Source organism: Micromonospora chaiyaphumensis, assembly GCF_900091435.1.
GTDB lineage: Bacteria > Actinomycetota > Actinomycetes > Mycobacteriales > Micromonosporaceae > Micromonospora > Micromonospora chaiyaphumensis.
In genome coordinates, this window is record NZ_FMCS01000001.1 from 1,147,674 (window position 1) to 1,159,733 (window position 12,060).

Annotated in this window: 12 protein-coding genes; 4 read left to right on the forward strand and 8 right to left on the reverse strand. The window is 73.3% G+C overall.

Annotated elements, in window-relative coordinates:
- Positions 1-132: 132 nt before the first annotated feature.
- The 3 genes from GA0070214_RS05330 (at position 133) to GA0070214_RS05340 (ending at position 3,112) form a co-directional block, all read left to right on the forward strand.
- Complete coding sequence (locus GA0070214_RS05330) at positions 133-942, forward strand: metal-dependent hydrolase (protein WP_091259531.1); 810 nt, start codon at positions 133-135, stop codon at positions 940-942.
- Between the two features lie 38 nt (positions 943-980).
- Positions 981-2,129, forward strand: a complete 1,149-nt coding sequence (locus GA0070214_RS05335; RefSeq protein ID WP_091259927.1) for an RNA-guided endonuclease InsQ/TnpB family protein — start codon at positions 981-983, stop codon at positions 2,127-2,129.
- Positions 2,130-2,200: 71 nt separating this feature from the next.
- On the forward strand, positions 2,201-3,112 hold the full coding sequence (locus tag GA0070214_RS05340) for an amidohydrolase family protein (protein WP_091259533.1): 912 nt from the start codon (positions 2,201-2,203) through the stop codon (positions 3,110-3,112).
- A gap of 6 nt (positions 3,113-3,118) precedes the next feature.
- Here the strand turns inward: GA0070214_RS05340 and GA0070214_RS05345 are convergent, their stop codons facing one another.
- Both GA0070214_RS05345 and GA0070214_RS05350 read right to left on the reverse strand, forming a co-directional pair.
- Complete coding sequence (locus GA0070214_RS05345) at positions 3,119-4,186, reverse strand: phosphotransferase (protein ID WP_091259535.1); 1,068 nt, start codon at positions 4,184-4,186, stop codon at positions 3,119-3,121.
- A 79-nt stretch (positions 4,187-4,265) separates the two neighbouring features.
- Positions 4,266-5,501, reverse strand: a complete 1,236-nt coding sequence (locus GA0070214_RS05350; RefSeq protein WP_244167553.1) for an MFS transporter — start codon at positions 5,499-5,501, stop codon at positions 4,266-4,268.
- A 73-nt stretch (positions 5,502-5,574) separates the two neighbouring features.
- On the opposite strand from GA0070214_RS05350, the gene GA0070214_RS05355 reads away from it, so the two are divergent.
- The gene (locus GA0070214_RS05355) at positions 5,575-6,450 is read left to right on the forward strand and encodes a LysR family transcriptional regulator (RefSeq protein ID WP_091259537.1); all 876 of its coding nucleotides are present in this window, start codon (positions 5,575-5,577) and stop codon (positions 6,448-6,450) included.
- Between the two features lie 4 nt (positions 6,451-6,454).
- On the opposite strand, the gene GA0070214_RS05360 is transcribed toward GA0070214_RS05355, so the two are convergent.
- The 6 genes from GA0070214_RS05360 to GA0070214_RS05385 form a co-directional block, all read right to left on the reverse strand.
- Positions 6,455-6,787 carry a TfoX/Sxy family protein gene (locus GA0070214_RS05360; protein WP_091259540.1) on the reverse strand — a complete coding sequence of 111 codons (333 nt, stop codon included), beginning with the start codon at positions 6,785-6,787 and terminating at the stop codon, positions 6,455-6,457.
- Positions 6,788-6,823: 36 nt separating this feature from the next.
- Entirely contained in the window at positions 6,824-7,600 is a 777-nt protein-coding gene (locus GA0070214_RS05365) for a hypothetical protein (RefSeq protein WP_091259543.1), read from the reverse strand.
- Positions 7,601-7,658: 58 nt separating this feature from the next.
- A complete protein-coding gene (locus GA0070214_RS05370) occupies positions 7,659-8,252 on the reverse strand; it encodes a nucleotidyltransferase family protein (RefSeq protein ID WP_091259545.1) in 594 nt (197 codons plus the stop codon).
- Positions 8,253-8,395: 143 nt separating this feature from the next.
- Positions 8,396-10,069 carry a bifunctional 3'-5' exonuclease/DNA polymerase gene (locus tag GA0070214_RS05375; protein WP_377463380.1) on the reverse strand — a complete coding sequence of 558 codons (1,674 nt, stop codon included), beginning with the start codon at positions 10,067-10,069 and terminating at the stop codon, positions 8,396-8,398.
- A gap of 63 nt (positions 10,070-10,132) precedes the next feature.
- Positions 10,133-11,086 carry a carbohydrate ABC transporter permease gene (locus tag GA0070214_RS05380; protein WP_091259549.1) on the reverse strand — a complete coding sequence of 318 codons (954 nt, stop codon included), beginning with the start codon at positions 11,084-11,086 and terminating at the stop codon, positions 10,133-10,135.
- Between the two features lie 13 nt (positions 11,087-11,099).
- Positions 11,100-12,041 (reverse strand): carbohydrate ABC transporter permease, encoded by a 942-nt coding sequence (locus GA0070214_RS05385; RefSeq protein WP_091259552.1) that lies wholly within the window; start codon positions 12,039-12,041, stop codon positions 11,100-11,102.
- Between the last annotated feature and the right edge of the window lie 19 nt (positions 12,042-12,060).

A 12,060-nucleotide genomic window follows, 5' to 3' on the forward strand; every position in this document is an offset into this window, starting at 1 on the left:
ATCCGGCGGCGCCCGCCGGGCGGCCCGTGGACCCCCTCCCCAGTGGACCGTCCGGGTGATGCCCCGCGACCCGATGGCTAACTACAGTGGCGTAGTTTTGTCGATCAAGATCTCTGGGGAGGGCGAGCCGAGATGATGGGACCGTCCCACGCGCTGTCCGGCGCGGCGGTGTGGCTGACCGGCTCCTGGGCGCTGGACCAGTTCGCCGACTACCACCAGACACCGCTCGCGCTGGCGGTCGGCACCGCGGTCTGCGCGGGCGGGGCGCTCTTCCCCGACCTCGACCTCTCCGGCAAGGTGACGCGCAACCAGGGCGGCGCCACCGTGGCGCGGACCTTCGGCGTGTTCAGCCTCTTCATCGCCGAGGTGATGGAGAAGATCTCGCTGGGCGTCTACTACGCGACCAAGCTGAGCCGGGACCCACGCCGCAACAACGGGCACCGGACGCTCACCCACACCATCCCGTTCACCCTGCTGGTCGGCTGGGGCACCACGGCGCTCTGCGCCGCGTACGGCAAGTGGGCGGTGGTCAGCATCCTCTTCTTCATGATCGGTCTGGCGCTGCGCGGGCTCTTCGACGAGTGGGCCGAGCGGGCCGGGTGGGTGGTCGTCACCCTGTTGTCGGCGGCCGCCGCCTGGTTCACCTTCGCCAACCTGCCCGGCGACCGGGGCTATCCCCTCATCGGCACGGCGGTCGGGGTGGGCTGCTTCGTGCACATCCTCGGCGACATGATCACCAAGGCGGGGGTGCCGATCCTCTGGCCCATCCCGATCAAGCGGCGGATGTGGACGATGATCGGGCTGCCCAACGGCATCGCCCTGCGCACGGGGAGCAAGGCCGAGACGATCGTGCTGCGCGCGGCGCTGACCGTGCTCGCCGTGCTCGCCGCGGTGGGGCTGGTCGCACCGTCGGTCCTGCAACGGTTCAACATCGAAGTCTGAGCCGCCGTGGTGACAAGGCCAGACGGTAGGCTGTGGACGTGAAACTGGTGGTGCAGGTGCGCCTGTTTCCCGACGGCGCCCAGGAGGCGGCGTTGCGTGACACCCTGACCGTGTGCAACAACGCTGCGAACCTCGCCTCCGCCGAGGCGTATCGGGCACGGGTGTTCGCCAAGCAGGCGTTGCAGCGGCTTACCTACACGCGGCTGAAGGCCATGGGGCTGTCGGCCCAGCCTGCGATTCACGTCGCTCGCAAGGTCGCCGGCGCGTACGCCACCCTGAAGGCCAACATCCGTGCTGGCAACCTCGGCAAGGCAGGGTCAAAGCGCCGCCGCAAGGCTGAGGCGAAGCCGATCGTGTTTCGCCGGAACGCTGCCCAGCCCTTCGACGACCGCTGCCTCTCCTGGCAGATGCAGTCTCGCACGGTCTCCATCTGGACGACGGCGGGCCGCCGGCCGGGCGTTCGATTCGCATGTTCTGACGCCCAGCACGCGATGCTGTCCGCTCACCGCAGAGGCGAGTCCGACCTGGTATGCCGAGACGGCAAGTGGTACCTATATGCCACCTGCGATATACCTGACGTCGAGCTGACGGAACCGAAGGGATTCCTCGGCGTCGACCTGGGAATCGCAAACATCGCCACCACCAGCGATGGCACCCAGCATTGCGGCAAGGGTTTGAATCGCGTGCGCCACCGCAATCAGCGGCTGCGGGCCAAACTGCAGCGCATCGGCACCAAATCCGCCAAGCGGCTGTTGAAGGCCCGCCGCCGCAAGGAGGCCAGGTTCGCCGCCGACACCAACCATCGCATTGCCAAGCAGATCGTGACCGAGGCCCAACGCACCAGCCGTGGTGTCGCACTGGAGAACCTTAGTGGCATCCATGGCCGGGTACGGCTTCGACGGCCCCAGCGGGTCACGCTGCATTCGTGGGCGTTCCAGCAGTTCGGCCAGTTCATCGCCTACAAGGCGGCGCGGGCCGGGGTGGCGAGCGTCTACGTCGACCCGGCGTACACTTCGCAGGGCTGCTCCGCCTGCGGCCATGTCGCTAGGGCCAACCGGCCCAACCAATCCTCTTTCCGATGCAAGTCGTGCGGCTTCGCTGAGCACGCCGACGTGAATGCAGCCCGCAACATCGCCGCACGCGGTGCCGTGGGCTGGGCAGCCGTCAGCCTGCCGAACGCGGCGTGAACGATGCAGCCAGCATCGGGCAACGATCCGCAAGCTCAGCCCATCGGGGCCAAGCAGCTGATCATCGAGGTGTGACTGACCCAACGGAGCTCCCCCGGCCGCCGGTCGAGGACGCGGCGGTGCCGGAGTTCTGGGGGCGGCTCGGGCTGCCCGGGCTCGCCGACGTGCACACGCACTTCCTGCCGCCGCGCATGCTGCGCAAGGTGTGGGCGTACTTCGACGCGGCCGGGCCGCTGGTCGGCACCGAGTGGCCGATCCGGTACCGGTGGGACGACGAGGCGCGGGTGGCCCACCTGCGGTCGCTCGGCGTGCGGATGTTCAGCGCGCTGGCGTACCCGCACCGGCCCGGCATGGCGGAGTCGCTGAACGCCTGGACGCTGGACTTCGCGGCGCGTACCCCGGGTTGCCTGCCCTCGGCGACCTTCTTCCCGGAGCCGGCGGCGGCGCGCTACGTGGCGGACGCCCTCGCGGCCGGTGCCCGGGTGTTCAAGGTGCACGTCCAGGTGGGCGGCTTCGCGCCGACCGACCCGGCGCTGGACGCCGTGTGGGGGATGCTGGCCGAGGCGGGCGTGCCGGTGGTGGTGCACGCGGGGCACGCGCCGGTCGGCACGGTGCACACCGGACCGGCGTCGTTCGCCGCGCTGCTCGCCCGGCACCCCGGGCTGGCCGCGATCGTGGCGCACCTGGGCGCGCCCGACTACGCGGCCTTCCTGGAGCTGGCCGAGCGGTACCGGCACGTGCGGCTGGACACCACGATGGCGTTCACCTCGTTCTTCGACCGGTTCGTGCCGTTCCCGGCGGCGGAACTGCCGCGACTGCGCGAGCTGGGGCTGGCCGGCAAGGTGCTGCTCGGCAGCGACTTCCCGAACATCCCCTACCCCTATGCCGAGCAGCTTTCCGCACTGGCCCGGCTCGACCTGGGCGACGACTGGCTGCGGGCGGTCTGCTGGGATGCCGCCGCCGCGCTGTTCGACCTGGGCTGAAGGGGGTCAGTCGGCGGACGCGGCCGCCCAGTTGGTGAGGAGTTCCAGGACCGGGCGGCGGCCGGCGAACATGGCGGCCTCGTCCCGCCGGTCGTAGGTCTGGCCGGTGGCGCCGCCGGCCCGATTGAGCATCACGGGCGAAAGCCAGAAGTACTTGGCCGCGCCGCTGAGCCGCACCGCGTGGGCGACGAGCGCCGGTTCGACGGCTCCGCGCAGCCCGTCGACGTAGCCGTCCAGCACCGCGTCGGCCACCTCGGTCAGCAGCGCCACGTCGACCAGGCCGTCGAGGAAGGTGTCCAGCACCAGGTTGGCTGCGTCCTCGCCGATGGGACCCGGGCCGACGAAGGACCAGTCGAGCAGGACCGGGCCGGCGTCGGCGAACACCAGGTTCGTCGGCCAGACGTCGTGGTGGCAGAGGGTACGGGGTAGCCGGTCGGTGGCCGCCAGCACGGCCTGCCGCTGCTCCCAGAGCCGGCGCAGGTCGTCCCGCAGCGACCCCGGCCAGGCCGCGACGGCGGCCGGATGGTCCCACGGCACCGGCTCGGTCACCGGTCGACTCAGCGTGTAGTCCCGCAACCAGTCCCGGGCCAGCCAGTCGTACGGGGACACGTCCCCGGCCCGGCGGCTGGCCGGCGAGACGCCGGGGTCGGCGAGCCAGGCGGCTTGGGCGGCGCCGAGCCGGCGGGCCAGGTCGGCAAGATCGCGGACGGTGCCGGTGGTGCCCGGGCGGCCGGCCGCCTCGGTCAGCCAGAGGGCAACCGTCCCGTCCGGACGATCCTCGATCACCAGCGGGTCCGGAGCGACGAGACCCGCCTCCGCGTAGCAGGTCGTGGCCAACCCGCTCCGGTACGCCTCGACCTCACGCCGCCAGTAGTTCCAGTGGCCGGGGTCGTCACTCGCCGCCCAGTGGGCCGGGCCGGCGCCGGCCCCAGGCGGCGCGATCAGCTTGAGCACGGCCGGCCGACCGGCCCGGCGGGTCCGCCAGAGACCGCCGGTGACACCGTTGAGCGGGTTGTGCGTCAGTGCCTGTGCCGGCACCTCGGCGGGAACGAGGTCGGCCGGAGGGCGGGTCACCGGGCGAGCCTAACGCGGCGCGGCGCGGCGGGGCGCCGGGTCCACGGGACAGCCGCGGTGCCCGGTCGGCGCGGGTCGGTCAGACGGCCACTCGGTCCCGCCCTGTTCTGTCGGGAGCGGGGCCCGCCGCTCGGATCCGACCGGGCAGCGGACGCAGCCAGGGTCCGGCCAGGAGGGCGACGGCGACCTGGGCGGCGCCCGCGGCGACCAGCGTCGGACCGGCGCCGGCCAGCCCGATCACCGCGCCACCGCCGAGCAGCCCGATCGAGACGGCGCCGTCGTGCACCAGGCTCTCGACGGCGAAGGCGGCCCGCCGTTCGGCGCCCTCGGTGCGGGTGGTGATCAGGCGGTTGACCGCGCCGATGCCGAGCGGCATGGCGAGGCCGCCCGCCGCGGCCAGGACCGCGGTGAGCGGCAGGGACGCGGTGACCGCGGGCAGCGTCGCGAAGGTCGCGCCCAGCAGGATCCAGCCGGCCGCCATGGTGGCCAGCGGCGGCAGCCGGGGTACGAGCACCGGGGCGGCCAGCGCTCCGGCGAGCGAGCCGGCGCCGTAGCCGGTCATGCCGGCCGAGATGAGCAGCCCGGGCCGGCCGGTCTCGGCGCCCAGGATGGCGAGCCCGAGGGTGAAGGCGAACCAGGCGAGGCCGCCGACACCGGCCATGGTGACCGCGCGGCGTACCTCGGGGTGCCGGGCCAGCACGTGCCGGAGCGCGGGAGCGGCGGCGGCCTCCTGGCCGGCGGCCGGCGCGGCGGTGCCACGGACGGCCAGCAGCAGGACGGCGCCGAGAGCGACGCCGGCCGCCTCCGCCCAGAGCAGCCGGAGCGGCCCGCCGACGGTGACCGCCCAGCCGGCCAGCGGCGGGGCGAGGATCATGGTGCCGCGGTGCGCGAAGTCCTGCCAGGCCAGCATCCGGGCGGCGGCGTCACCACCGGCGCAGATGTCGGCGAGCAGGGCGCGCTGGCCCGGCCCGCTCAGCGTGGTGGCCGCACCGGTGACCAGCCCGGCGGCGGCCAGGTGGAGCGGGCCGACGGTGCCGACGGCGGCACCGACCGGGACGACGAGCAGGCCGAGCACCTGGACCGCGAGGACCGCGGCGAGGGCCGGGCCGCTGGTCAGCCGCTGGCGCAGCCCCCGCGCCCACCAGGCGGAGGTGAGCATGGGCAGCCCGACCGCCCCGCCGACCAGCCCGGTGGTCCAGGCCGAGCCGGTCTCGGCGAGTGCGACCAGGGGCAGCGCGACGGCGGTGGTGCGCTGGCCGAGCCAGGTGACGAAGGTGGTGGTGAGCATGGCGGCGATGTCCCGGCGGGTGGTCACGGGTTCGATGATGTGACCCCGCCGGGCCCGCCGGTAGCTGGTGGAATGTCCGGACGGCTCATAATCTGGGCCTATGAGCTCCCTACCCGCAGTCGAGGACCTGCGGCTCGTGGCGGCGCTGGCGCGGCACGGCTCCCTCGGCGCGGCGGGCCGCGAGATGCGGATCAGCCAGCCGGCGGCGAGCAACCGGCTGGCGGCGCTGGAGCGGCGGATCGGTGAGCGGCTATTCGACCGGGACACCACGGGCGCGCGGCCGACCCCGGCCGGGCGGGCGCTGGTGGCCGAGGCGGTCCACGTCCTGGGCCACCTGGAGGCGATCTTCGACCGGACCCGCGCGGCGGCACGCGGCGAGGTGCTGAGCGTGGGCACCTTCCCGAGCCTGGCCGCGTGGCTGTTCCCCGCGCTGGCCGACCTGCTCCGGGACGCGACGGTGCACCAGGTCACCGACCACGGTGACCGCCTCGTCGAGTGGGTCGGCGAGGGGTCGCTCGACGCCGCGTTCGTGACGGTCGCCAACCAGATGCGGCTGCCCGCCACGGCCACCGCCACACCCGTGGCCGGCGACCGGCTGGCCCTGCTCACTCCGCCCGCGGTACGGGTCGGGTCCGGGCGCCGGCCGTTCGCCGGCCTCGACGTGGTGGCGCACAGCTACGACCCGTCCACCGACGCCCTGCACCGGCGGCTCTCCGCGCTGGGCGCCCGGCCGAAGCCCGCGGCCACGGGCGAGACGGCCGTGCGGATGGGCCGGCTGCTCGGCTGCCCGGTCGTGCTGCCGCGCGGGCTCGCGCTCGCGTACGCGGCCCCGGACGAGGAGGTGGCGCCGGCGCCGGTGCCGGGCCGCTTCACGCTCTTCCTGGTGACCCGTCGACCGGTGCCGGCCGCGCTGGCGGGGGTGGTGGGCGGGCTGACCGGCCGGCTCGGGCTGGAGCCGGCGGGCGGGGAGTCCTGAACCGCTACTTAGGCGGCAGGGTTCCGGCGTAGCCGACGCCCCGGCCGACCCACCGGGCCAGATCGGCATCGCCCGCGCAGGCCGAGGGCTCCACCGTGATCCAGCCCCGCATGGGCCGCCCCCGCATCACCGTCGCCTGCGCGCCGGGCTCCGCCTCCAGCCGCTCGGACTCCGCCGGGTCGACCCGGACCATGAGCCCGCCGGCGCCGCGGACGACCACCGCCATGTTGCCCTTGACCATCATGGCCAGGCCGCCGAACATGCGCTTCTCGGCGAACCCTGGCTCGCTCCCGACCAGCTCCCGGACCCGGTCCGCGAGGTCCTCGTCATACGCCATGCCCGCATCCTGGCACCCGGGGCCGACAGGACGGGGTCACGGCCTGGGCAGGTCGGCGCACAGCTTGCTCGGGAACGCGGGCTCCGCGCTGTGGACACGACCGCAGCCGGCCTCCGTCGAACCGGCGATCGTGGCCCAGCCGCGCTCGCCGGCCCAGCGCAGGAAGTAGCGGCGTACGGTGACCGACGCGGCGCAGCCCGGTCTCGCCTCGGCGCCGCACGGCACCGGATCGAACGGCACCGTCATGACCAGCCACCGGCCGTCGCAGCCCTCGGGTGAGCCGACGGAGTGCCGGGACACGTCCATGCCCCGCACCGCGACGCTGATCCAGGCGGGGTCGCAGTGGTCCGTCGGCATGGGGTCGCAGCCGAACGTCGCGTCGCAGCGGCGGTACTCGTCACCCTCGGGCTTCCACGGCTCCTGGTTGAGCACGACGACGCGGCCGGCGATCGGCCCCGGCACGGTCAACGTCACCGCGCCCGGTGTGTGGGTGGGGCAGGCCCCGACCACCGCCGACAGGCGCGAGTCCTGCACCACGTTGGCGTAGATGCGGTTGTTCTCCTCGACGAGGTAGGTGACCCGGGGATTCCGGGAGCATCGGTCGGCGTCCGCGAGCAGCGCCACGGTCAGCAGGAGCGAGCGCGGGTCGTCGCTGGGGCGTACCGCCGTGACGTCGGCCTGGTAGGTGGCCCAGCGGTTCTCGGCGGCGGTGCCGGCCGGCGTTGGCGCGTCGCCCGACGTCGGGGTGGCGCCCGGCCGGGCACAGCTCACGAGCGCGGCCAGGCACAGCAGGGCGGTGGCGAGTCGGCGCATGGCACCGAGTCTGGCCGCGCCGGCCAACCGCGACATCCGTACGGATACTCAGTCCACCTCAGACGCCGACCCGCTGCTCCGGGATGCTCAGGCCGTAGAGGGCCATCAGTTCCGGGCTGTCGATCCGGCTGCCGTCGGCCACCGAGTCGCAGGCGATGTCGACGATCTGGTCCTTGTGGGCCAGCAGGTACGGCCGGGCGCCGACGTCGGCGCTGGCCAGGGTCGCGATGCCGGACCAGTGCCGGCGACCGAACAGCATGGGGTAGCCGCGCAGCCCGTCGTAGGTGGCGCAGACCAGCACGTCCGGGTACGGCAGGGCGGCGACCCGGCGGACCGCCGCGGCGGTGAGCCCGGGCATGTCCACCGGCACCACGACCACGGCCTCGATGGTCTCGTCGGTCAGCGCGGCCAGCCCGGCCCGGATCGAGGAGCCGACCCCGGTCCCCCAGGCCCGGTTGACCACCACGGTGGCGGCGGTCAGGTCGGTGGTCTGGCGCACCTGGTCCGCCGCCGCGCCCAGCACGACGACGACCTCGACGCAGCCCGCCTCGGCCATCGTGTCGATCATCCGGCGGACCAGGGGCTTCTCCCCCTGGTGCAGCAGCGCCTCGGGCCCGCCGATCCGGCGGCCCCCACCAGCGGCGATGATCATTCCTGCGATCCGGTTCAGCGGTGCCCCCTCGACCTGGGGGACGGACCGGAGGCAACCGCGCCCGGTCCGTCCCGTCGTACGCACACCGGGCCCAACGAGTGCGCCCGCGAGCGGGTAGCGGGGCAAAACGGAAAATTGCGTGACTATGCCGCGTCGGCGTAGCAGTCCACCACGGACAGGTCCAGCGGGAAGCGGACCGGTGTGTCGCCGAAGAGCAGCCGGGTGGCGCGCTCCCCCGCCCCGGTGACCGCCGCGGCGACCGCCTCGGCCGCCTCGGCCGGGCAGTGCACCAGCACCTCGTCGTGCTGGAAGAAGACCAGCTCGGCGCGGGTGCCGGCCAGCTCGGTGCGGAGGGTGGCCAGCAGCGTGGAGGCCCACTCGGCGGCGGTGGCCTGGATGACGAAGTTGCGGGTGAACCGCCCCCGCGAGCGGGCCGCCCGGGCGCGCGGGCTCTGCGGGTCGGCCCCGGCCTCCGCCACCGCCTCGTCGCCGTCGCCGAAGCCGGCCGACCCCGGCGGGCAGGTGCGCCCCAGCCACGACCGGACCAGGCCGCCCGCCTCGCCCGTGCGGGCCGCCGCCTCGACGTGGCCGAACGCCGTCGGGTAGTTCTTCTTGAGCACCGCCAGGGCGGGCACCGCGGCGCCGCCGGTCTGCCCGTACATGGCGCCGAGCAGGGCCACCTTGGCCCGGGGCCGGTCACCGGCGAAGGCGTCCCGGGCCAGCGCGGCGTAGAGGTCACCGGCACCGCCGGCCGCGGCGAGCCGCTCGTCGCCGGAGACCGCGGCGAGCACCCGTGGCTCGAGCTGGCCCGCGTCGGCCACCACGAACGTCCAGCCCGGGTCGGCCACCACGGCACGCCGGATCACCTTCGGGATCTGCAACGCCCCACCGCCCCGGGTGGCCCACCGGCCGGAGACCACGCCGCCGGGCACGTACTCCGGGTGGAAGCGGCCGCCGGAGACCCAGGCGTCGCGCCAGGCCCAGCCGTGGGCCGTCCAGATCCGGTAGAGCTCCTTGTATTCGAGGACGAGCGGCACGGCCGGGTGCTCCACCCCGCGCAGCACCCAGGCCCGGGTGTTCGGCAGCTCCACGCCGGCCCGGGCGAACGCCTTGAGCAGCTCGGCCGGGGAGTCGGCGTGCAGCTGGCGGACGCCGAACGCCTCGGCGATGCGCGCGGCCAGCTCGGCCAGCCGGCGGGGCGGCCCGCCGACCGGGGACGCCTCACCGAGCAGGTCGGCCAGGATGGCGTCGTGCACGTCGGTGCGCCAGGGCAGCCCGGCCACCCCCATCTCGGCGGCGATCAGCGCGCCGGCCGACTCGGCGGCCACCAGCAGCCGGAACCGGCCGGGGTGTGCCGTCCGCGCGATGCGGGCGAGCTGGTCCGCGTACACCCGGGTCAGCGCCGTGATGCCCGGACCGGGCGGGCCGGACGGCGCGTCGAAGAGCGCGCCCTGGCCGTGGCCGGGCGGCTCCGGCGGGCGGGGCGGCGGGTCCGGCGGGACCGGCGCCCCGGTGAGCCGGGCCCACGCCGCGGCGAGCGAGCGCGGCTCGCCCCAGCGGCCGGCGTGGCCGAGCAGCAGCGCCTCGGTCAGCTCGACGTCGTGGCACCGGTCGAGCCGGACACCGGCGCGCAGCAGCGCCGGGTAGAGGGTGGCGCCGGTGGCCCACACCCAGCGGGGGCGGTCGGCGGCCTCCCGCGCGGCCACCGCGGCCGCCAGGTCGGCCACCGGCTCGACCGGGCCGGCCGGGCGCCCGGCGTCGTCGAGCGGTTGCAGCACTCCGCCGCCCCGCTCGTCCGACTCCACCGCCACCAGCACGGATGCGATTCTGCCCGGCCCCTCCGACAGATGCCGGAGCGGCCGGGCAGCGGGTCGCGCGGGTTACTTGCCGACGCCGGCCGTGAGGCCGGACTGCACCTGGCGCTGGAACACGACGTACACGATCAGGACCGGCAGCATCGCCATGGTGACCCCGGCGAAGAGGCCGGACCAGTCGGACTTGTAGCCCTGGTTGACCGACAGCTCGATGAGCCCCTGGGCGATCACCTGGTGCTTCGGCTCACCGGCCACCGACTGCATGAGCAGGGTCGGCAGGTACCACTGGTTCCACTGGCCGAGCACGTTGAAGATGCCGATGCTGATCAGGCCGGGCTTGGCCATCGGCAGCATCACGCTGAAGAACGTCCGGGTGTGCGAGGCGCCGTCGACCATCGCCGCCTCGGCGATCGAGTTCGGCAGGGTCCGGAAGAACGAGTGCATGAAGAAGACCGTGAACGACAGCGACCACGCCACGTAGACCAGGATCAGCGTGAGGTGCTTGTTCGGGCCGAGCAGCGGGAAGACCACGTTCATGTTGTAGACGCCCTTGAACAGCGGCACCGCGGCGAGATAGACCGGCAGGGTCAGCCCGGACAGGAACATCCAGTAGATCAGCCGGTTGCCCGGGAACTCGTAACGGGCCAGCGCGTACGCCGCCATCGAGCCCAGCAGCATCGTCAGGGTCACGCTGAAGACGAGCACCAGCAGCGTGTTCAGGAAGAAGCTGTCGATCCCGGCCGTCCAGGCCCGGGCGAAGTTGTCCCACTGCAGCGACTCGGGGATCAGCGACAGCGGCTCGCGGATGACCTCCGAGTCGGTCTTGAGCGCGGACATCACCACCCAGAGCAGCGGATAGATCACCATGATCGCCCAGACCGCGAGGAACAGGTGGGAGAAGCCGTTGAAGATCCGACCGCCGATGCCGTTGCCGGCGGCTTCCGCCCGTCGACCGGTCGGCCGGCCCGGCGGGGCCACGTCGGGTCGCTTCTGGCCGGAGGTGTGGGTCACCGTACTCATCGTCCAGGCCTCCTCAGAACTCGATCCGCTCACGACGGGTGATCCTCAGCTGGACGGCGGCCAGCAGGATGGTGAAGATGGCCAGCGCCACGGCGATCGCGCAGGCGTAGCCGAACTGGCCCTTCTGGAACGCGTTGAACTGGATCACCGAGGCGAAGATCTCGCTGGCGTGGTTCGGGCCGCCCTGGCTCGGTGTCATGACGAAGACCAGGGCGTACATGTCCAGGGCGATGAAGCCCAGGTAGACCCAGGCGACCGAGATGGTGTCCCGGAGCAGCGGCAGGGTGACCCGGAAGAACGTGTGGAACCGGCCCGCCCCGTCGAGGATCGCCGCCTCGTAGATGTCCTTCGGGATCGACTGCATGGCCGCGGAGAACAGCACCATGTAGAAGCCGGCGCCGCTCCACACCGCGATGAGCAGCAGCCACCAGAGCACCGCGGGGATGCCGAGGAACGGCTCCGGGTCGGCGGTGAAGGCGATCGGGTTGTCCGCGTCGACCAGCCCGATCTTGATGAGCAGGCCGTTGATCAGGCCCTGCTGGTCGGTGCGGTAGATCTGCTGCCACATGACGGCGATGACCACCAGCGACAGCACCTGCGGGAAGAAGAAGATGACCTTGTAGAGGGCGGAGCCGAACACCCCGCGGATGCCGGCCCTGTCCTCGCGTCCGCCCACGTTGAGCAGGAACGCGAGGAACAGGGCCAGCGCGATGGTGAACAGCGGCACGGTGACCAGGAAGAAGACGTTGTGCCAGAACGCCTTCCTGATCAGCTCGTCGGAGAGCAGCCGGACGTAGTTGTCCAGCCCGACGAAGTTCTGGGAATCCGAATACCCACCCCAGTCGGTCAGCGAGTATCCCGCCGCCTGCGCGAACGGCCACACCACGTAGAACAGGTACAGCGCGACGGGCAGGGCCAGGAAGCCCGTGACGAAACGCGCGACTCCGTGCCGCATTGGACTCACTCTCTCCGTC

Excerpts from the sequence above, each read along its gene's own strand:
- GA0070214_RS05365 (WP_091259543.1), bottom strand. The coding sequence starts at position 7,600 with ATGCGCCGACTCGCCACCGCCCTGCTGTGCCTGGCCGCGCTCGTGAGC.
- GA0070214_RS05330 (WP_091259531.1), top strand. The coding sequence starts at position 133 with ATGATGGGACCGTCCCACGCGCTGTCCGGCGCGGCGGTGTGGCTGACC.
- GA0070214_RS05385 (WP_091259552.1), bottom strand. The coding sequence starts at position 12,041 with ATGCGGCACGGAGTCGCGCGTTTCGTCACGGGCTTCCTGGCCCTGCCC.
- GA0070214_RS05380 (WP_091259549.1), bottom strand. The coding sequence starts at position 11,086 with ATGAGTACGGTGACCCACACCTCCGGCCAGAAGCGACCCGACGTGGCC.
- GA0070214_RS05370 (WP_091259545.1), bottom strand. The coding sequence starts at position 8,252 with ATGATCATCGCCGCTGGTGGGGGCCGCCGGATCGGCGGGCCCGAGGCG.
- GA0070214_RS05355 (WP_091259537.1), top strand. The coding sequence starts at position 5,575 with ATGAGCTCCCTACCCGCAGTCGAGGACCTGCGGCTCGTGGCGGCGCTG.
- GA0070214_RS05360 (WP_091259540.1), bottom strand. The coding sequence starts at position 6,787 with ATGGCGTATGACGAGGACCTCGCGGACCGGGTCCGGGAGCTGGTCGGG.